Consider the following 19488-nt stretch of genomic DNA (forward strand, 5'->3'; position numbering starts at 1 on the left):
TTACTTACCACTATAGTGTGTGAAGAAGATACGACAGCAAATGGACCTGCAATGGGATGCTTGAGCCGATGTGTCTTGAAAGGGACTAGTACGGTTCTCAGGGGAGGAAGGGGCAGTGATGCCCCTAACTTACCCGACTTAACTAGAATTGTATAGAGTATTCATTATTTCTTTTAGCCTTGTTATTTGCCCATTATTATCCATTTTGTATACCTATAATTAGGCAACTGCATAAGATGAAAAGGGAAATAAAAACATAAGAGGAGAATGAGTATGTACCATAAATCATCCTATCACCATCAATGGCATAATCCAATGTATTACAACTGGAATCCACATTATTATAATTGGAATAATAATTATTCGAATAACAGCGGAAATTCTTATTTTAGAAACAGCCAATTGAAGGATTATGGGCCAAAGCCATTTGTCGTTAATATCAATGAAGCAACGAAGCAAAACAATACGTATCGTACTGCTTTATGGACAGGACCACATTTACAAGTTACTTTAATGAGTCTCAATGTTGGCGAAGATATCGGTTTGGAAATACATCCTGACGTTGATCAATTCTTACGTATTGAACATGGCCAGGGAATTGTTCAAATGGGCAAGAGGAAAGATAATTTAAACTTTGAAAGAAATGTCTATGATGATTCTGCAGTAATGATACCTGCTGGAACATGGCATAATCTAACTAATACCGGCAATATTCCACTAAAACTTTACTCGATATATGCTCCTCCTAATCATCCATTTGGTACTGTTCATGTTACCAAAGCAGATGCATTGACTGCAGAAGAAGGATCCGATCATGGCAATGGAAATACATTTGTTTTTGGCAGGACTCCAGATGAATGGGTACAGTACACAGAATTTCTAGTAAAAGAAGGGTTAGAGGATGTTAAAAGAGGAATAAATGCTACACACATTCTTCAAGAATTTATTCTAATGGGAGTTCTTGTTGGGAAAGGGTATTCTCCTAAAAAAGCATATGAAACAGTAGAAGAATGGGAACGTACAGGAAAATCTAAACTTCTTCAGCAAAGCAAAATTATGTAAAAAGGATTTTCTAAACCGGGCTGTTGACAAACTAAAGAATCCCATTACCGGACACAACATATTGTAAAATGAAAAAGAAAATGAACACTACATTTAGTAGATATTCATCTTCTTTTTTGCTTAAAGGGGTATTTGTAACAGCCCTTAAACGAAGATCCTTTTTTATTACCAATAACATCGAAAATGTAAATTAAATTGTATAGAGTATTCATGTGTTCCTTAGAGTTAAATACTACAAAACCTGAATATTAATTTAATATTGACCACAAGTTAAAGATAATTGCAATTTAAAAATGGAGTGAGGATATGTCAGAACATTTTGATCCTAACTAATTCATGGTTACAATCAGAGTTAAAAAAACGTAATTTGACACAAAATGATGTTGTTTATGCAGTTTTGGCAGCTAATGGTAATGTATATATTGATACATATAGTGATCATATTCATTCTCCGATTGATAAAGAATAATCTGTTCAGATAAGGAGATTAAAAAGAATACTAGGGGACGAAGTTCATATCCCCTAAAATATCTAAAATGATGTTATAGAAAATTTTAATTCCGAACAAGCCCTCTTTCAAATGCTGCAAGATGATTCAAAGAGGCATTGCGAAGTTGAGAAAAAACGGTTCGAGCATCATTAGGAATATTAAGTGATAGAAACCTTTCGTACATAGAAATATTGTCTTTTTCCCCTTGAACTCCAGCAGTATATGCTGCCTTAATACTTTCTGGAGTTGTAACAAATGACTGAGATTTATCTTCAGGTAACGGTACCTGATAACGTTCAAAAAGTGGTAATAAAGCATTTATATGCCTCAATTCAGCCTCTTTTATTTGTGCAAATGTACGAATATATCCAAAGTTTCCTAGAATATTATCATATCTTGCTTGAGCTAAGTATTCGTCTTGAAGGGCATAAGTCAACATTTGAGGTAAAGTTAATGAGTAAGCACTTAACGCACCCTTAGCACCGTAATTTTCAGTTTGCCTATTGGTGTGAGTTACCTTTAGATTTTTTGAAAAAAAAACAAAAACCATACAGCGTGATTATGTTCGTCTGCGGCTGCTCGTCGAAATCTATCTTTAATAAATGGATCATTCGCTTTATCTGCTATATCTAAATAAAAATCAACGGCTTCTTGTTCATCTTTAAAAGCAAATTCGATTCCTGCTCTATACTTGTTTGGGCATTCCTCGATAATTTGATAAGATGGCTTTTTTCCTGTTAAATTTGTATAAATTTTGCTGAATTCCTCGAGATGGCGTTTTTCATCTTTTTGTATCTCAAGTATTTTGTTCGTTTCATCCTTTGTAGGTGCCATCTTGGCTAACCTCTCATAACAAGCAACAGCACTATACTCCGCATTAATTGCTTTCTGAATATCATTTATAAGTTGAATGTCATTTGGCATACGATAATAATCATTATACTGTGGACTATAATGATAAAAATATTGATTTGAATACATGATTGTCCTCCCTCTGTTTAACTATCAACTTATCTTATGCTTTGTGTATAGGTTGGTGTGTAATTTCATATCTTGTTCTTGTGCTAACAGGTAGCTTTAGTTGAATAAATCCACAAAAAAGTCGGTCCTTTACGTAGAGGAAATCAACTTTTTTAGATTGAAATTTGCTTAACGTTGTAAATCCGCATTTATCTTAACCATCCAAAACGGATGACTTTACAGTATTCAATGTAAAGTTATCCGTTTTTTGTTTCTTTAAAGACTATTTAACCACACTAATTTTTATAGTATTTATAGTAAATAAAGAAAGGAGGAAGATTATCTGAAATTAAGAGATTGAGAGCTTTCTAGAATGAATAAAAGAACAATTTCAACAGGAGGATTTTATGAGAGTAATTACCCTTTCTACAAAAGAAGGAAAGATTCGGTACATGTTAATAGATCATAATAATGAGCCAGTCCGACCAGTTTTACATTATTTAAAGTTTAAGGACAATAGTGGGGCTTCACGTAACACCTTACGGTCGTTCTCATATCATTTAAAACTATTCTATGAATTCCTAGAACAAATAAACAAAGAATTTCGTGATATCGGAATAGATGAAATGGCGGATTTTATGCGGTGGTTACAAAACCCGCACCAGGATGTAAAGGTGTCCCCTATCTTCCCAAAACAACCAATTAGAAAAGCAAAGACAGTAAATATTATCATCAATACTGTTCTCGGATTTTATGACTACCTAATGAGACATGAGGACTATAGTATTCAGCTGACAGAACGTTTAAAGAAACAAGTATCTGGGTCCCGCAAGGGGTTTAAAAGTTTTCTGCACCATATAAACAAAAATAAATCCTTTGCATCTCATATTCTGAAACTAAAAGTGCCTAAACAACAGCCGAAAACACTTTCGAAAGATCAAATAGCATTAATTATGAATGCTTGTGTAAATATAAGGGATCAATTTTTAATACAGCTACTTTGGGAAAGCTCTATGCGTATTGGTGAAGCACTTACTTTATGGCTTGAGGATTTCGAGGTTGATGCGAGAAAAATCCATATACGTGATCGGGGTCAATTGTTTAATCTAGCTGAAATTAAGACGGTATGTAGCCCCCGAAGTATCGATGTATCTGAGGATCTAATTAATATGTACTTTGATTATATTGCTCAATTTCATACTGATGAAGTGGATACAAATCACGTTTTTATTAAGCTGTCAGGGGAAAAAAAAGGACAACCGTTAGAATATACCGATGTAGTAGCGCTGGTTCAGCGTCTGCGTGATAAAACAGGCATTTATTTCACTCCACATATGTTACGCCACACATCATTAACGGAACTAAGAAAGGCTGGCTGGAGAGATGAACATTTAATGAATCGGGCTGGCCACGCTCATATCCAAACAACAATGCAGATGTATATCCATCCTTCGGATGAAGATATTCGAAAAGACTGGGAAAAAGCTCAAGAAAGAATGAAAATCAACAAAGAAAATAAGGAGAATAACGAATGAATTTATCTATTGGATACCTACTCCCAGAAAATAAAGTTAGTGAAATAGCCAAAAAAATCTCTGGGTATTTCGAAAATGACATTTGGGATGCCGATGATGCGGCTTTTAATGATTTTAGAAAATCGGAATGGGGAAAAACTCATCGTAAAATGAATTTTTCAGTATTTCCATCTAAGCTTAAAAATGAGGTTAAGTTTTTTATTCTTACTCGTATTAAAAAAGATGATCTTCAATTGTATTCTGCAGTACACAATTATGCCCGGTCCTTTAAACAGCTGTCTATCTTTCTTAAGAAATATTATCCCAATATTAATAGTTTTGCAGATTTAGAAATAAGTAAAGCATTGATGCAATTAAGATCACATTTAAGTGAATTAGGTTTGAGCATACGAATTTATGGGAGAAGGAAGCTTTCTAATTACGAAAATCTACTTAATCGTTTATTTTTGTTTTATAAAGACTTCTATGATACAAGAGATGAATTTGATAAAGATATCTGGGATGTTAGAAATATTCCTAGTGCAAGATTTCCCGATCACGAATCAAGACATATCCTGAATTTCGAGGATATCCCTATTCCCTTTCGTCCTTTAGCAAAAAAATATTTAAAATTTAGGATCAGTCATTTATCCCTTGGCCAATGTACTCTTGACGTTAGAATATTAAAGTTATTTTTGACATTTATACATGATAAAAATCCTTCTTGGAAGGATTTAAATGCCTTAACACGGAAAGATATCGAAGATTACCTAATATTTCATAATAAGAAGTTTCATGACAAAATACAGTCAAAAAGAAGTTATTTAATCGTCCTAAATGTATTCTTGGAAACAATTGAAAAACTGCAATTCGATGAGGCACCTGCGTTGCCTGTAAATCTATTGTTATTTAAAGAAGATATCCCTAGACCGGTAAAAAAGTCTGAAAATGATATCAAATACATTCCTGAAGGGGTTCTTCAGCAAATTGAGGAAAAGCTAGAGTTCTTAAAACCATCAAAATACGTACCGATTATTGTATTACTTCGGGCAACTGGTTGGAGAATATCGGACATTCTTAATCTACGTTATGATAATTGTTTAGAACAAACACCGCAAGGATGGTACTTATGCGGAGATATTAGAAAAACACAAGTAATGAATCATCGTGTGCCAATTACAAAAGAATTAGCAGAGGTAGTAGAAGCTGTAGTAAAAGTGACTAAAGATCAAAGCAATACGATTAATAATCCTAAAAACTATTTATTTGTGCAGCTAGAAGGTATCCGAAGAGGACGACCCTATAATTATTATGACATTCGCAGAAGTTTGAAGCGCTTTACTGGAGAACAAAAAATAGTTGACGATTCAGGAAAGCCCTTTTTTATCAAAAATCATGCCTTTCGGCATACCAAGGGTGTAGAGCTTCTTAATAACGGAATGAACATATTGCATGTTCAAAAATGGATGGCACACGCTTCCCCAGAAATGACCTTGCATTATGCAAAAATTCTCGATACTACCATGCGTAATTCTTGGGAAGAAGCTACAAAACAAGGTATTTTTCGGGTTGACATTGAAAGTAAACGTCCAGTTAAAATTGAACTTTCGGATATTGAGAATGAAGATATCATTGAATGGGAATATATACGCCATAATTTAGACGCTGTGAAGATGGAGCTTGGCTATTGTATGAAACCTATTAAGCAGCCATGTCCCACTCAAGCGAACCCATGTCTGTCTTGTCGTAATTTCTGTACTACACCCGAATTCATTCCCCAATTTGAAATGGAAATTACGGAAGTTAAAAATGTAATTGAGCGAGGCAGGGCTTTAGGGCGACAAGTATGGATAGATAAGAATCAAACCACTCTAGATCAACTAGAGCCTATTCTAGAAACTTTGAAAAATGGTACAACTCATCATTTTGCCGGGAAAAAAGGTCGCGAATATATTGGAGAGGAACGCACTCATGAGAAGTAAGCATATTAGAAATACCGAAGGTGTAAAAAAACATGCCCAGATGAAAAGCCAAGAGGCGGCTCAAAAGGTAGACAAGGCTATTCAAAGTCTTATCAAAACGAAGGCTAAAATTAACTTTAATCAAGTTGCCATGGAATCAGGTGTATCTAAGGCTTTTCTCTATAACAATCAAGAAATACGGAACCGAATAGAAAGGTTACGAAAGCAGCAAGAAGGGTTAAATACACCGCAAACCATAAAACGTAATATGACGGATGCCAATAAAGATTCGCTTATCGTAGCTAAAAATAATCGAATAAAAAAACTTGAAGAAGAAAACAAACGTCTGAAGGATGAATTATTGAAATTACGTGGTATGGTCTATGACAAATTTTAAGAATAAAGAACTTTACTATTGTATCGGTTTTCCTTAGTGTGCTAATGGATGTTTGTAGAGTAAAATATAATCATTCTTTATTCTACATATAAAGTTGTAGAGAATTTATAACTATTCTCTGAAGTAATAAATTTATATGGTTGTATTATTAATACAAGGGGGTTTTATTAATGATTAAAGGATTATACGAAGCACATTTACCAGTAAGTAATTTGAAAAGGTCTATCGAATTTTATAAAGAACTTGGTTTAGAGTTTGACCACAGCGTAGAGGATAGTTTGGCATTTTTATGGATTGAAAAAAATAAAAGCTGGTTGGGCTTATGGGAAACCGATAAGGTAGAACTTGAATATCATCCTTCAATAAGACACATAGCATTTCAAGTATCGTTAGAAGGATTAAAAAATTCGGTTAGTTGGCTCAAAAGTAAAGGATGTGAACCAAGGGAGGCTTTTGGCTTTGAGCCAGTAGAACCTTTTGTAATGGCACATGATAACTATGCTCACGCTAAAATTCATTTTAATGACCCTGATGGTAATAGTTTGGAATTGATTTGTAAACTCGAAAATCCTAATAAAATAACAAAACGGATGTATTTAAGTGAGTGGGAAAAATTAAATACAAATAAATAGAAAAAGTAGTTTTTCAAGCTACCGGTGGCGTTAATTTATTTTTATAAGACATCATAAATAATCAAACTTATTTAAACCTTTACATCGAATATATGTAAATGATGTGAGAACCATTGATATTCTAATAGTTCTCACATCTAAGTTAAGATAAATGCGGTTTCCTGACGCTACCCCTTACAGGGAAAATTTGAACTGGAGGGATAACAAATGAATCTAAAGTTAAAGAAAGTATATACTGTATCAAAAAAAGGGAAGCCAGAGAAACCTCGACTTTTCCTTCAACATCTTGTATGTGAAGCTGCCGGTTTTAAGGTGAAAGGTGAAGTGTATATTAAAATAAATGAGTTAACCGAAGAGGTAGTATTGCAAAATTTTCCGTTTGAAGATGGAGAAGATGTTCATACTGTTCATGTGGCTTGTAGAAAGAGCAAGATAAGCGGAAAAGAACGGCCTCTAGTTGATACTGCCGGAGATAAATATTGTTCTTTTCTTGATATTAATCAAAAAATAGAAGTTAATGTTTATAAACAAGGCAATAAAGGACAAGTAATTATACGTCCCCTTGAATATAAGTTATTTGAAAACAGCACAATACCAACTCCGAAAAACGAGCGGATCAAATTATTATCTATATGTGCTGGAGCTGGTGTGGGAACTAGCGTTTTGGAGGATACGGGATATTTTCCGCTGTTCAAGAGATAGAATTAGAGGATGATTCCGCTGAAGTATTACTTCATAATTTCCCTAATTCGACGGTTTTTTGTGGGGATCTAAGGGATTGTCAAGATGTAGCTGAAGTTGATATGGCATTCATTACCGCTCCATGCAGCGAACATAGTAGTTTAGGCTTCCAAGAGGGTAATGTAATGAATGATTTAGTCCTTGCAACTGCAAAAATCATTCAATCCTCAAAAGCTGAAGTTTTATTCTTTGAAAATGTTCCTCAATACTATAAAAGTAATGCCTGGGAATCGCTAAAAAATCTATTAAAGGATGATTATCCATTCTGGGGTCAAAAAGAACTGGAAGCATGGGATTTTGGATCCCTTGCCACAAGGAAAAGGACGTATGCTGTAGCATTTAAAGATGAAAAGAGATTCCTGTCATTTGACTTCCCAGCTGCTCCTAAACTCAGAAGGAAAAAATTAAAAGATTTTCTTGACCGCTCAAGTGTGCAGCATGAATGGAAGAGTGTAAGAAAATTTATGGATTCTTTTAACAGTCGTGAAGCCTGGAAGGATAGAAGCTTGGATCTAACTTTTGTTGGTAAGGATGCAGAAAGGATACAATGCATTCCGAAACGGTATACAAGTCAGTGTGCTTCAAATAGTCATGTTTTAAGTGACGATGGTGAGAATTTCCGCTCTCTTTCAATTGATGAAATAAAGAGAATATTGGGGATTCCGGACCATTTTAGTTTCACGGAAAATATACAAAAAATAAGAAAGTATGAAATGCTTGGTCAAAGTGTTGATGGAAGGGTTATTAAAGCTATCGCGAATCGGCTAGCGTATACTTTTATGAAAGTTAAAACTAAAGCTGCAACTGCTACTGAAACATTAAAGAAGCATGTTCAGAGCTACAGTGTTAGTAATTGTGGTCAGCTTGAACTTTTGCTCTCCTAATTTATTGGGAGAGTTTTTTTATACTCTCTTTATACCACAGGATTTGGAAGATTGCTATAATTGCTGTTATGAAAAGTATCTTTCAACTTTAGGGTGCGTTGATCCCAGAAGGATTGAGGCACCTTTTTTACTGAATTCCTTATTCAACAAACGGGGCAGCATTCCTGTAATAAAGGAAAATGGAGTTTGAACAAGAAAATAACCTCTTGGTAGAATGAGAGAGTCCTGAAGCCGGGAAGCGAAAAGGACATTACTCAAATACCAGGAGGCTTAAAATGAATTATAACCAGAATAAGAAGATTGCTCAAATTACTCCTTACACCCTGATTATAGGGGTGGATATCGCGAAATTCAAGCATGTGGCACGTGCCCAGGATTTCAGGGGAATGGAGTTTGGATACCCTTGTTATTTTGAAAATACAAAAGAAGGTTTTGAGCATTTTCTTCATTGGATTTCGGAAACGAAGAAAGCACATAGTATGGAGAAAGTGATTGTCGGTATGGAGCCAACAGGTCATTATTGGTTTAACCTGGCTCATATTTTAAAAGAGAACGAGATTAAGTTTGTAGCTGTAAATCCCTTGCACGTAAAGAAAAGCAAGGAACTTGATGATAATTCTCCAACTAAAAATGATGTAAAAGATGCCAAGGTCATTGCCCAACTGGTCAAGGACGGAAGATACGCCGAACCTACCATACCGCAAGGTGTTTATGCCGAACTCCGTGTGGCAAAGAAAATACGCGATCTTTTAACCGAGGACCTTCAAACGGTCCAGGGCCAGGTACATAATTGGATTGACCGGTATTTTCCGGAATTTCTTAAGGTCTTTAAGAAGTGGGAGGGTAAGGCTGCATTACAATTCTTACGGCTTTATGCTTTACCTAATGAAATAGCAAATTTTACAGAAGATGAATTGCTTATCCATTTAAGGAAATCTGTAAAAAGAAGTGTAGGTGCTAATAAGATTCGGGAGTTAAAACAAGCAGCGAGTCAGTCCATCGGACTTCGCCAAGGCTCTGAGATGGCAAAAATGGAGCTGAAAACTCTTCTGGCTAAATATGATTTGATTCAGAAGGAATTCGAAGAATTGGACGGAAAAGTAGATTCCCTGCTTGATGAAATTCCAGGTGTAGCGCAAATGTTAGCGATCAAGGGTGTTGGAAGAGATACTGTCGCTGGTTTCTTTGCGGAAGTGGGTGACCTAAGTGAGTACTCTCACCCCCGACAAATCATTAAGCTGGCTGGCTTGAGTCTGAAGGAAAATACGTCTGGAAAGCATAAGGGCAAAACAACAACCATATCCAAGAGAGGCCGGAAGAAGCTAAGGGCTCTGTTGTTTAGGGTTTGCATGATTCTAGTTGCCAAAAATTCAGCTTTTAAGGCCCTGCATGCTTACTTTACACAACGGCCGGACAACCCGTTAAAGAAGATGCAATCCCTTATCGCTTTGTGTAATAAATTGATTCGTATTTTCTTTAGTATAAGTAAAAAGCAATTTGAATTTAGTGAAGAAAAGATGTTAAAAGATATCCCTCACTTGGCAGGATCAAAGAAGGCAGAACTGGCCGCTTAATTCTGGTTTCGTTTAGATTGAAAATAGTTCTTGGCTTATAGTTTTGGAGACATTTGAAGCACGGATTAGTCGGCAAAGCAACTAAATTACGGGCATTGACCCTGTGGGGCAGCATGGCCGACATCCACCTCATGGAAAGGTTGGACGAAGGAATTTGAGAGCGAAGACTCTGTGAGGCATGGGAGGGTTGACCTCCATGAGATATGTGGACATCTACCAGTGCGGTCATATTCTTACTAATCCACCAATTTCTGTAATAGATTGGTTAGTGGGTTGTAGCTCATTTTTCTCTGTATGTCCAAATATATCCTTTTCAGTGACTATCATCCAATTGAAACCCATTTACCGGCAGGTAAATAGCTATGAAAATCTAAGAAATCAGGAGTAATCGGGTGTGTATGCTTCTTTTATTGAGGGAGTTTAGTTGAATAATCCTCATTAGTTTTTTTCAACAATTGGCCAGATTACTTAATAACTACTTTACAAATATTTGGTTAAGTAAATTCAATAATTTTAGAATATTACTTTCTAAAATTATTGAATTTTTTATTCCTAAAATATAGAATGGATTTAAATGGAATAATGATGGAGGTTACCCATGCACGTACTAAATATTGCAGGAAGACAAAGAGAGTATTACCAAATTCTTCTAGACTATTCTTTACTATGGGAAAGTGCTTTAGGAATAGCAGCAATTACTAACTCTCGACTTTTTGATACGTTAGAGAAGAAAAGTGAATTTGAACGCCAGCTGGAAACGATGCCAAGGGAATTATCATTGGAACTGAAATATGTAGAGAAAAACAATACATGGAAGTGTTTGCTTCAACTATTACACAGTTACCAAATCACTTCACCAGAGGTAAATAAATTTGTTGCATATATTAATGACCTACCTGAGGAAGAACTTAAGTTTATTTGCTTGCCATACATTGGGGATAATGCTCAAGAAATTAGAAAACGTGCTGCTCAAGGAAGCAAAGAATCTTTACATGCATTAAAAGATTTGACAAGTGAAATCAGCTTTTTTCCAACCTACATTGAATTCATTAATCAGGTGAATGTTGCGGAACTCAAAAATCATCTAATAAGCGTTTTTTCAAAATGGTATGAATCGTTTATCCATCCCATTTCAGAAGAATTAAATGCAATCTTAAAAAATGATTTTGAAAATAAGGCTGTTATGCAGAAAAAGATGAATGCTGAAGAATTTGTCGGCTGGGCGACCGGAGGAATTAGTTACGTTCCTGAACCTAGTATTCAGAATGTATTACTTATACCACACCTTACCTATAGACCATGGAATATTGAGTCATATATAGAAGGAACCAAGGTATTTTATTATCCTGTGTCAAATGAGAGCATTAGTCCTGGTGATAGATATCTGCCAAATTATTTTTTAATCCAAAAACATAAAGCACTTGGTGATGAGGTTAGATTAAGAATGATTAAGCTTTTATTTGAGCGAGACTATACGTTACAAGATATCACCGAAAAACTTGAACTAGGAAAATCAACGGCACATCATCATCTAAAGATTCTAAGAGCTGCGACGTTAGTTGAAGTTAAATCTTCTAAATATAGATTAAGAGACGCATCACTAAATTCAATATATAAAGAATTAGAATTATATTTGAACCAATAGGGGTGGGGCTATGAAGAATGTATTAAAAAGCCGTGGGTTTGTAGCATTATGGTTAGGAACAGCTATATCTGAACTAGCAGGAGCCTTTGGAACATTTTGTAATTCAATCTTAATATATGATATGACCGGCTCAAAACTAGCATTGGGAAGTATGTGGCTGCTTTACTTTATTCCTTCAATCATTCTTCAGCTTGTAAGCGGCCCTTTTATCGATAAATGGAGCAGGAAACGAATCATGATATTTTCTCAGTGGACAAGATCAGTGATTTTTTTATTTCTGCTTCTTATATTAGTAAGTGGAAACATTGAGTCCTGGCATATCTATGCAGTACAGATCGTCATTGGATTACTGGCTCCTTTTTATGTACCAGCGAGTCAAGCCATCACCCCCACCATTGTTTTAAAGGAGCAATTAAGCACTGCAAATGCATATATAGACGGCACTTCACGGCTCATGATGTTTTTAGCTCCTGTTTCAGGCGGAATTGTTATTGAATACATCGGAATAAAGCTAACCTTGTTAATTGTTGCCGTTCTGTTAACATTAAGTGGATTTTTTCTATTATGGGTGAAAGAACATCGAACTACAAAAGAAATTCGTTCTACATGGTTAGAGCAATTTAAGGAGGGGATCAGTTATTTCTTTAAAGAACGCAGAATCGTATGGCTGGGTGTTTTTTTAGGTTTTGTTCAATTTGGTGTTGGTGTAACAATGGTTATTAACTTACCTTATATTATAGATATCTTAGATGGCAGCTATAATGACTATGGATTATTTATGGCTGGGTTTCCTTTCGGTTATGTTTTGGGATCATTGTTTGTAGGGAAGGTAAAATACAAGAGCAGAAGAATGATCATGCTAGGAGCTCTAGTTATTGGCGGCTTAACCTATGTCTCCCTAGGAGTAATTATTAACTTATATTTTGCAATACTTGTCGAGGTTATTGCAGGTATTGCCATGGCTTTCTTTAATGTACATAACACGACCATAAACCAGCAAACCGTTCCTAATCATCTGATGGGAAAAGTCTTTTCGGTTCGATTAGTGATTATAAGAGGGGTGATGCCTCTTGGCGTACTTGTTGGGGGAGTGGTTAGTGAACTGTGGGGAATAAGACCATTATTCATACTAATAGGTACTTTAATATCTTCTGCAGCTATCATTGGAATTGTCTTTCCGTATTTTAAATTTATTGATGTTACGGTATCCTCTAGTGAAAAAGTTATGTCCTAAGCTTTTTTAAATTAGGCTTTGCAACGATTTTCAACAAAATGGCGCTTTTCTTTGGTAAGAATCGCGTCATTTTGTTAACGTAAGTTGTGAAGATTTTCACTTAAACTAAACCAGCTAATAGTTTGTCAACATTTTTCAATGAAATAGAATTTTATATTATGGTATGCTAAAAATAAGCATGCCAAATAACCTTCCTAACCTGGATGTTTGGAAGGTTTTGCTTTTATTAGTCCATTTGGGTAGCTAAGCTAGATCTTGGAAAGTCGTTCTGCTTTTCAAAAGGGCATAAATCCATTGTAAAAGCTTATTGGCACAGGCTATTATTGCTACTTTAAAGGGTTTTCCTTCTTCCCGTTTTTTATCATAGAATTCTCTCAACCTTTTATTGCGAGGGATTAGTTCCTCCGTCGTTTTGCTTTTCCTGGAATCCCGAATAGCACACCTAACGGCCATATACAGTGTATGCCTAAGTCGGCTTGAACCTCTTTTGGTAATCCTGTTTACGGTTCCTCTGAATTTACCTGATTCAAAGATACTCGGGTCAATACCAGCGAATGCGACAAGCTTTTTAGGGTGATCAAACCGTTCAATCTCGCCAATTTCGGAAATGATCGTTGCAGCGATCTTTTCTCCGATCCCAGGGATTGATTGGATGATTTTATATTCTTCAATATCTTTTGCCAAGGCATCTATCTCTTCTTCAAATTTGGATAGATGCTTTTGATATTCCAGAAGCATTTTTATATACATTTCCACGCTTAAAATGTGGCTTTGGTAGAGATTTTCCCTAAAGGGATTTTGGCTTGCGGCAGCTAAAAGGGCTATTGCTTTTGTCTTAGCCCACTTGATGGAGCGCCTTGGACATAACTTTTTTATTGTGTTAGTAACTGTCTCTTCGCCTGCTTCTAAGATACTTTGAGATGTTGGAAATTCAAGTAAGGTGAGTAGAGAGACAACAGAATATAAGTCCCCAAACACTCCTCTATATACTGGAAACACCTGATCCAAGACGGCTTGGAATTGCAGTTTTGTTTGCACATAAATCCCCGTAATATTTTCGTGCTGTCTAGTCAGGTTTCGAAGGTTCAAGAGCTGGATACCGCGTTTTTTATAAGGTTCCAAATCCTCTTTGTAATACATCTCGCAGAGATGATTGGCATCAATTATATCTGTCTTTACCTTTCTTAAACTTTGCCCGATATGAGACTAAAGGGTTAACAATAATGATCAAGTATCCTCTTTCTTCAAAATAATGGACTACCGGAGTATGATAGTGACCGGTTGACTCCATGACTAATGGAGGTTTTACCCCAGTTATTCTCTCTACATCTGAGAGAAAGGAATGCAGTTTTTCCAGACCTTCAAGAGTGTGTTTAACTTTAAAGCTTTTTTGATAAGGTTTTTTCTTATCCAGGAAAGCTTGTATCTGGCTTTCACCTTTGGCTACATCCAGTCCAACCACTGGATTCATTGGCTTCTCCTCCTAAATCATATTTGCCGGCACCCCTAATCCCTTCTTGCAGTATCATAGCATCGCTTGTTATACGAGATCAACGTCCCAACCAGCCTCAATCATGTTTCTACAAGTAGGGGGCGAACGGTTTAGTTGACGGGATCAAGTCCCACGGGTGCTTACGTTCTACCCCGGCTACGGTTATCATATATCGATATAAAAAATGATCAACCAGAAATATTTTCATTTCTAGTTGATCTTATAATACGAAAGGGTGCTTTAGTTTAATTAGAACGTATATCAATAACAAACTCGCCAATTTAGAGGCGAGTTTTGCTTGCAAGACAATACCATGTCAAATAAATTAAAGTGTAGTCTTACTTTAACAGCCTTAATTCGTATGCTTTATCAATGAAAGGAATTATTTCCTCCAAATTATCAACCCATTCTAATCGTATATAAGCCTCCCCAGGAGTAAGCTTTGTACCATCTGTATCTTTGTAGTTCCTCTTCAATAATTCATCAATTTCGTGCTGCATAGAGATTGCAGCCTGGGTATGAAGCTTTTTTCCCAGATGTAAAACCAGACATACATGTCTTGCAGCGGTTAAAGACAAAAATTTAAAGGAGCCTTTTTTACTAATATAACCTATACAATCCGTTCGTTCGCCTTGCTTATAGCGATCGTGATAATCCTCAACTTCCTCCCTATATGCACTTTTATTATATAGATATTCATCAACTTCTCTCGCTAACTCTCTTGCTTTAGTAGTCTTAAAGAGATCGAAAAAATAATCTTTTGTTTTCAAAACATCATCCCCCAAAACCTATTACGTATATTCTTAATTATACATATGGAACCAGCCTATCGTTTGAATTTTTAACCTAATGATGTTTTTAGTTTTAAATCATGCTATATCGCCTTCTACATTTGTAAATCCATTCATATTTATATTTATATAAAAATTTTGGGAGGGAAGGGCCGTGACTAAAACCAGACAAGATGCTTGGACAGGGGAAGAGGATGAGCTACTAGCAAATGTAGTACTTTCTAATATTCGAACCGGGGGAACACAATTAAAGGCATTTGAAGAAGTAGGTAAACAACTATCAAGAACCGCTTCTGCCTGTGGCTTTAGGTGGAATGCTTGTGTTAGAAGGCAATATAAAGAGGAGATTTTACAAGCGAAAACCCAAAGGAAAGAGCTAGCTCCAACCCAGGCAGAAAATAATACAAAGACAATAGGACAGATTGTTAGTAAGGAGCAATCACCATCTGGAGATATTATAGAGCTTCAAATACTTATCAATAATATTGAACTATTGTATAAAAAAGCTTTTGAAGAAGTGGAACCACATAACCAAGTTGATAATCTAAAAAAACAAGTTTTATTTTTGAAAGAGGAAAACCAAAAACTATCAGCAGAGAAAGACAAAATCGAAAAAGAATATAACAAGCTAAAAGAAATAATAGAATCTTCTACTAGGTTACTTACCTCGGGAGTCCGCCTTAAATAGAAACTTAACAATATCTTCCCCAGGTGTTGAATATTTCCACTAGGCATGTTTTAATTTAGGTACAACAACTGGATAACCAAAAGGGAAGCCCCCTATCAAACAAGCCGAAATACCTTCGGTTTCTTTGTAGGGGGCTTTTTGTCGTCTATTCGACATTTATCTGGTTAAAAGGCCAAAGTATATTAGAATTACCTGTCTAGTTTTGTTATGATAGAAAATATAGCATCTATAGACATAATAGTGTTAATTCACTATAAAATGGCAAAAAAAAAACCCACCAGAGGCTTTCATTTAATCTCTTCCAGTTTGGCCGCTGAAAGATTAAATGAAATTCAAAAGGCGGGATTTCTCATACTTGATAATTTAATTCATATTTTAACAGTTTGAATTACTTATTTCAAGAAGGAATCTCCGTTCAGAGCCTTACGGGTAAAATGATTTGGAGGTTTTAATTTTGAAAGATGCTCGTCCTAATCTAAAGGGGGAAAATTATCCCCTTATCTATTACCGTCCTGTCAAAGAAGATCTAAAAATTGAAAAATCTAGGTGGTTAATAGACAAAACAGGTCAATTTAAAGAATTTTTTTATCATGACCCTGTAGTTAATAAAATCCTTTTTAATGAAGAGAAGGTTAAAGAATTTAGCTTAGATGGTTATGGTCAAAACATTGAATTCGAAGATCGGAATTTTACAATCATACATAACTACCTTATTCATTTTTGGCAGCACTTTCTTAAAGCAGATGGTTTGGCACTGTTTATCACACTTAAAAGCTATTGTATTGAGAAAGACTATTGCTGGCCAGCATTAAAGACTCTGCAGCTTCAGTGTTCTTTTGGTTCTGTGAATACTGTTAAAAGTAGGTTAAGTCTCTTAGAAAAATACGGATTTGTATTCAGATTTAACTGCATGTCTGCAGATGAGAAGAAAAAAAATATGGATGAAACACCAATTTATAAAGTGAGAAGACGGGTGCCATTTCTTCCGAAGGAATTGTATGAAGAGCTTCCGGAGGAACTAAAGAGAAGGCATGATGACTTTATGGAAAAATATATGTCTGTTTATAGCCCAGACAACCTTGGAAATGTCGTTAATTATGAAGGGATTTATGAGGACTTTATTGAACAGGGTGAAACGTTCCATAAGCCGGTAAAAAAGAGAAATGCTGCGGCACAAAAACATAAACTAGATATCAAAGAATCAATGACAACTGATGACTTGAATCTTACAAAGCAGGTATTGGAATACATACAAGCTAAAATTTCGAAACCATCTTTCGATACCTGGTTTAAAGATTCTTTATTTAAAAACCGTGATTCCGTGATTACACTCTATGCACAAAATAAATTTTCGGCTAGCTGGATTAATGATAGACATATAGATTTAATTACACAGGCGTTGAATGATTTAAATATTAATTTCTTAGATATCAAAATTATTTCTATTGAAGAGTAGAGGGATCATTTCCTCTACTCTTTTTCTATATAAATATATATATTAAAGTCTTTTTAAAGATTTATATTATTCGGCATCATCTTATGATGGGGGGGTGGGTCAGGAAATGACGCCCGGAAAATCCGCCTATCATTTCCTGACGGGCTAGGGTGTCATCTCCTGACAGGCGGTTTTATTAACAAAATAAAGATTTCTTGTGGATAAGTCCGCCCGTCATTTCCTGATAGGCGTAACCCGTCATTTCCTGACGGGTGGGGGTCATTTCGTGATGGGTCCGCCTGTCATCTTATGATGGGTAGGTGTCATTCCTTGATGGGTAGTATTGTGGAATAATTTGAGAATTAGTCACTTATCATTCTTGTCTAAATAGAAAACAAAGGATATAATACCAATATATTCATTTCATTTTTTCATTTTATGGCAATCCTATGAGGATTAGCGGGTATTTTTAATCATTAGCAGCCTTTGCGGTTGATGGATAAATAGCTTTTTTATTGCTATTTTTTCAGAAACTTCAAGGGCTTTTTTGTGTTTTCAAAGCAATTGAAGATGGTCGTATTCAAAGAGAATGGGTTTCCTATTCTCTTTTTTATATATACACACTAAAAGATAGGGGCTGTTGTACATGGCAAATCGTCAAGGTAAGAGCAAGAGATGGAGCAAAGGAGGTCCAAGCGTTGAAGAAAGAGTAAAAGAACTTGTTTCTGTCCTGGATGAAGGTGTAAGAAACTTTGAATATTCTCCAGAAGAATTCAAAGCTCTTTTAGAAATGAAAGCACTGATGCCGAATTACTCTTTTAAAAACATTATGGTTGCTAAAACTCAATTTCCAAATGCCAGCTATATAGCGAGCTTCAAACGTTGGAATGAGTTAGGCCGCAATATCAAACTAGGTTCTAAAGCCATTAGAATCTTCAAGCCGAAATTCATAAAGGTGAAAGATGAACATGGCAATGAAACCGGTGAAACACAGCTAGGTGGTTTCATAACTGTTCCAGTTTTCGCGCTTGAACAGACGGAAGGCGATCCGCTTCCTATTGATAAGGTGATTATAAAGCTTGAAGGCGATTCTGAGGCAGCTAGAGAGATTATTGAATATGCTGAACAGATTGCTGAAGAAGATAATTGTCCAATCACATATGGAGATGCGCAAGGAGCCAATGGTTACTATAGCCGAGCAAACCATGAAATCGTCGTTAGTGACACTTTAAGTGTTAATCATAAATGCAAGACATTAGTACATGAATTGGTGCATTCAAAGGTGCATCGATATGATACTAAGTCTTCTACATCGGAGAAGGAAGTTGTTGCAGAAGGAACAGCCTTTATTGTTTGTTCGTTCTTCGGCTTAGACACATCAGATTATTCCTTCCGATATGTTAACTCATGGAGCAAACATGACCCCGATTCTCTTTTAAATTACGGATCTATGATTTGTGATATTTCAGGACGAATCATAAATGAGTTTAGAACTTTAATGGAAGCGAATAAAGAGGAAAAAAATCTTCAAACAGCTTAGTTTTTTCTGAGAAAGGAAGTGCAGCACCAATGCACCAGGTTTCTTCTTTTCAATTAGAGGAGTACGCCGGCCAGAAGTTTTTCGTGGAGTATGTTGATTCCCTGCCTCTCGGAAGCTTGTTCAGAATCCATATGAGTAATGGTGTAATTCATAATCTGACTACCGGCTGTTATGACTCAATTGAAAAGGCAAGGCAAGAAGTTATTACGGCATTTAAAGAATTTTTAGATGGGAGCATTAATACGGATGATATTCATATTGGAGACTGAGTATGAAGATTTTTCGATAAAAGTCTACTATATCAACGAAGGTGACCACAATGGAAAGTTTAAAGCTCTTGTGAGCCCTCTATCTATCCAAACGACTTTTCAGGATACAGTAGGAGGAGCTATTGATCGTGCACTCTTAAAGATCCACAAACAGCTTAAAGAGTATGTTCATTAAAACT

At 35.7% G+C, this 19488-nt stretch carries 16 protein-coding genes and 3 pseudogenes; 16 read left to right on the forward strand and 3 right to left on the reverse strand.

Annotated elements, in window-relative coordinates:
* Window positions 1–273 precede the first annotated feature (273 nt).
* Both AC0VZ9_RS27975 and AC0VZ9_RS27980 read left to right on the forward strand, forming a co-directional pair.
* A complete protein-coding gene (locus AC0VZ9_RS27975) occupies window positions 274–1062 on the forward strand; it encodes a cupin domain-containing protein (RefSeq protein ID WP_159868069.1) in 789 nt (262 codons plus the stop codon).
* 340 nt (window positions 1063–1402) lie between these two features.
* Window positions 1403–1531, forward strand: a pseudogene (locus tag AC0VZ9_RS27980) (DUF421 domain-containing protein); the annotation flags it as partial.
* Between the two features lie 85 nt (window positions 1532–1616).
* Here AC0VZ9_RS27980 and AC0VZ9_RS27985 read toward each other — a convergent pair.
* Window positions 1617–2533, reverse strand: a pseudogene (locus AC0VZ9_RS27985) (ferritin family protein).
* A gap of 386 nt (window positions 2534–2919) precedes the next feature.
* Between AC0VZ9_RS27985 and AC0VZ9_RS27990 the strand changes: the two are divergent.
* From AC0VZ9_RS27990 to AC0VZ9_RS28030, 9 genes are all read left to right on the forward strand, one after another.
* Complete coding sequence (locus AC0VZ9_RS27990) at window positions 2920–4047, forward strand: tyrosine-type recombinase/integrase (RefSeq protein WP_159868066.1); 1128 nt, start codon at window positions 2920–2922, stop codon at window positions 4045–4047.
* Window positions 4044–6008: a tyrosine-type recombinase/integrase gene (locus tag AC0VZ9_RS27995; RefSeq protein ID WP_159868063.1), complete on the forward strand. Its 1965-nt coding sequence runs from the start codon at window positions 4044–4046 to the stop codon at window positions 6006–6008. Before AC0VZ9_RS27990 ends, AC0VZ9_RS27995 begins: the two co-directional genes overlap by 4 nt.
* Window positions 5998–6384, forward strand: coding sequence for a DUF6262 family protein (locus tag AC0VZ9_RS28000; RefSeq protein ID WP_136381325.1), 387 nt, complete (start codon window positions 5998–6000; stop codon window positions 6382–6384). Before AC0VZ9_RS27995 ends, AC0VZ9_RS28000 begins: the two co-directional genes overlap by 11 nt.
* A gap of 170 nt (window positions 6385–6554) precedes the next feature.
* The gene (locus AC0VZ9_RS28005) at window positions 6555–7016 is read left to right on the forward strand and encodes a VOC family protein (RefSeq protein ID WP_061792571.1); all 462 of its coding nucleotides are present in this window, start codon (window positions 6555–6557) and stop codon (window positions 7014–7016) included.
* Window positions 7017–7223: 207 nt separating this feature from the next.
* Complete coding sequence (locus AC0VZ9_RS28010) at window positions 7224–7718, forward strand: hypothetical protein (protein WP_159871952.1); 495 nt, start codon at window positions 7224–7226, stop codon at window positions 7716–7718.
* Window positions 7715–8641 carry a DNA cytosine methyltransferase gene (locus AC0VZ9_RS28015; protein WP_236566357.1) on the forward strand — a complete coding sequence of 309 codons (927 nt, stop codon included), beginning with the start codon at window positions 7715–7717 and terminating at the stop codon, window positions 8639–8641. Before AC0VZ9_RS28010 ends, AC0VZ9_RS28015 begins: the two co-directional genes overlap by 4 nt.
* A gap of 275 nt (window positions 8642–8916) precedes the next feature.
* Window positions 8917–10215, forward strand: a complete 1299-nt coding sequence (locus AC0VZ9_RS28020) for an IS110 family RNA-guided transposase (RefSeq protein ID WP_341040616.1) — start codon at window positions 8917–8919, stop codon at window positions 10213–10215.
* A gap of 598 nt (window positions 10216–10813) precedes the next feature.
* Window positions 10814–11860 (forward strand): ArsR/SmtB family transcription factor, encoded by a 1047-nt coding sequence (locus tag AC0VZ9_RS28025; RefSeq protein ID WP_159866671.1) that lies wholly within the window; start codon window positions 10814–10816, stop codon window positions 11858–11860.
* Window positions 11861–11870: 10 nt separating this feature from the next.
* Window positions 11871–13094 (forward strand): MFS transporter, encoded by a 1224-nt coding sequence (locus tag AC0VZ9_RS28030; RefSeq protein ID WP_159866674.1) that lies wholly within the window; start codon window positions 11871–11873, stop codon window positions 13092–13094.
* A gap of 243 nt (window positions 13095–13337) precedes the next feature.
* Here AC0VZ9_RS28030 and AC0VZ9_RS28035 read toward each other — a convergent pair.
* Both AC0VZ9_RS28035 and AC0VZ9_RS28040 read right to left on the reverse strand, forming a co-directional pair.
* A pseudogene (locus tag AC0VZ9_RS28035) lies at window positions 13338–14565 on the reverse strand (IS110 family RNA-guided transposase).
* 359 nt (window positions 14566–14924) lie between these two features.
* Window positions 14925–15356 (reverse strand): hypothetical protein, encoded by a 432-nt coding sequence (locus AC0VZ9_RS28040; protein WP_159866677.1) that lies wholly within the window; start codon window positions 15354–15356, stop codon window positions 14925–14927.
* A gap of 175 nt (window positions 15357–15531) precedes the next feature.
* Here AC0VZ9_RS28040 and AC0VZ9_RS28045 point away from each other — a divergent pair, with 175 nt between their 5' ends.
* From AC0VZ9_RS28045 to AC0VZ9_RS28065, 5 genes are all read left to right on the forward strand, one after another.
* The gene (locus AC0VZ9_RS28045) at window positions 15532–16065 is read left to right on the forward strand and encodes an RsfA family transcriptional regulator (protein ID WP_159866680.1); all 534 of its coding nucleotides are present in this window, start codon (window positions 15532–15534) and stop codon (window positions 16063–16065) included.
* Window positions 16066–16519: 454 nt separating this feature from the next.
* Window positions 16520–17521, forward strand: coding sequence for a DnaA N-terminal domain-containing protein (locus tag AC0VZ9_RS28050; RefSeq protein WP_236566241.1), 1002 nt, complete (start codon window positions 16520–16522; stop codon window positions 17519–17521).
* 625 nt (window positions 17522–18146) lie between these two features.
* Window positions 18147–19040, forward strand: coding sequence for an ArdC-like ssDNA-binding domain-containing protein (locus AC0VZ9_RS28055; RefSeq protein ID WP_159866686.1), 894 nt, complete (start codon window positions 18147–18149; stop codon window positions 19038–19040).
* 29 nt (window positions 19041–19069) lie between these two features.
* On the forward strand, window positions 19070–19309 hold the full coding sequence (locus AC0VZ9_RS28060) for a hypothetical protein (protein ID WP_159866689.1): 240 nt from the start codon (window positions 19070–19072) through the stop codon (window positions 19307–19309).
* On the forward strand, window positions 19299–19484 hold the full coding sequence (locus AC0VZ9_RS28065; RefSeq protein WP_236566242.1) for a hypothetical protein: 186 nt from the start codon (window positions 19299–19301) through the stop codon (window positions 19482–19484). Before AC0VZ9_RS28060 ends, AC0VZ9_RS28065 begins: the two co-directional genes overlap by 11 nt.
* Window positions 19485–19488: the final 4 nt, after the last annotated feature.

The sequence above is a fragment of the Cytobacillus sp. QJM3NY_8 genome (genome assembly GCF_056173585.1).

What these genes read in the sequence shown, in the direction of transcription:
- AC0VZ9_RS28060 (WP_159866689.1), top strand. Translation starts at nt 19,070, where the DNA reads ATGCACCAGGTTTCTTCTTTTCAATTAGAGGAGTACGCCGGCCAGAAG.
- AC0VZ9_RS27990 (WP_159868066.1), top strand. Translation starts at nt 2,920, where the DNA reads ATGAGAGTAATTACCCTTTCTACAAAAGAAGGAAAGATTCGGTACATG.
- AC0VZ9_RS27995 (WP_159868063.1), top strand. Translation starts at nt 4,044, where the DNA reads ATGAATTTATCTATTGGATACCTACTCCCAGAAAATAAAGTTAGTGAA.
- AC0VZ9_RS28030 (WP_159866674.1), top strand. Translation starts at nt 11,871, where the DNA reads ATGAAGAATGTATTAAAAAGCCGTGGGTTTGTAGCATTATGGTTAGGA.
- AC0VZ9_RS28000 (WP_136381325.1), top strand. Translation starts at nt 5,998, where the DNA reads ATGAGAAGTAAGCATATTAGAAATACCGAAGGTGTAAAAAAACATGCC.
- AC0VZ9_RS28010 (WP_159871952.1), top strand. Translation starts at nt 7,224, where the DNA reads ATGAATCTAAAGTTAAAGAAAGTATATACTGTATCAAAAAAAGGGAAG.
- AC0VZ9_RS28005 (WP_061792571.1), top strand. Translation starts at nt 6,555, where the DNA reads ATGATTAAAGGATTATACGAAGCACATTTACCAGTAAGTAATTTGAAA.
- AC0VZ9_RS28020 (WP_341040616.1), top strand. Translation starts at nt 8,917, where the DNA reads ATGAATTATAACCAGAATAAGAAGATTGCTCAAATTACTCCTTACACC.
- AC0VZ9_RS28055 (WP_159866686.1), top strand. Translation starts at nt 18,147, where the DNA reads ATGGCAAATCGTCAAGGTAAGAGCAAGAGATGGAGCAAAGGAGGTCCA.
- AC0VZ9_RS28025 (WP_159866671.1), top strand. Translation starts at nt 10,814, where the DNA reads ATGCACGTACTAAATATTGCAGGAAGACAAAGAGAGTATTACCAAATT.
- AC0VZ9_RS27975 (WP_159868069.1), top strand. Translation starts at nt 274, where the DNA reads ATGTACCATAAATCATCCTATCACCATCAATGGCATAATCCAATGTAT.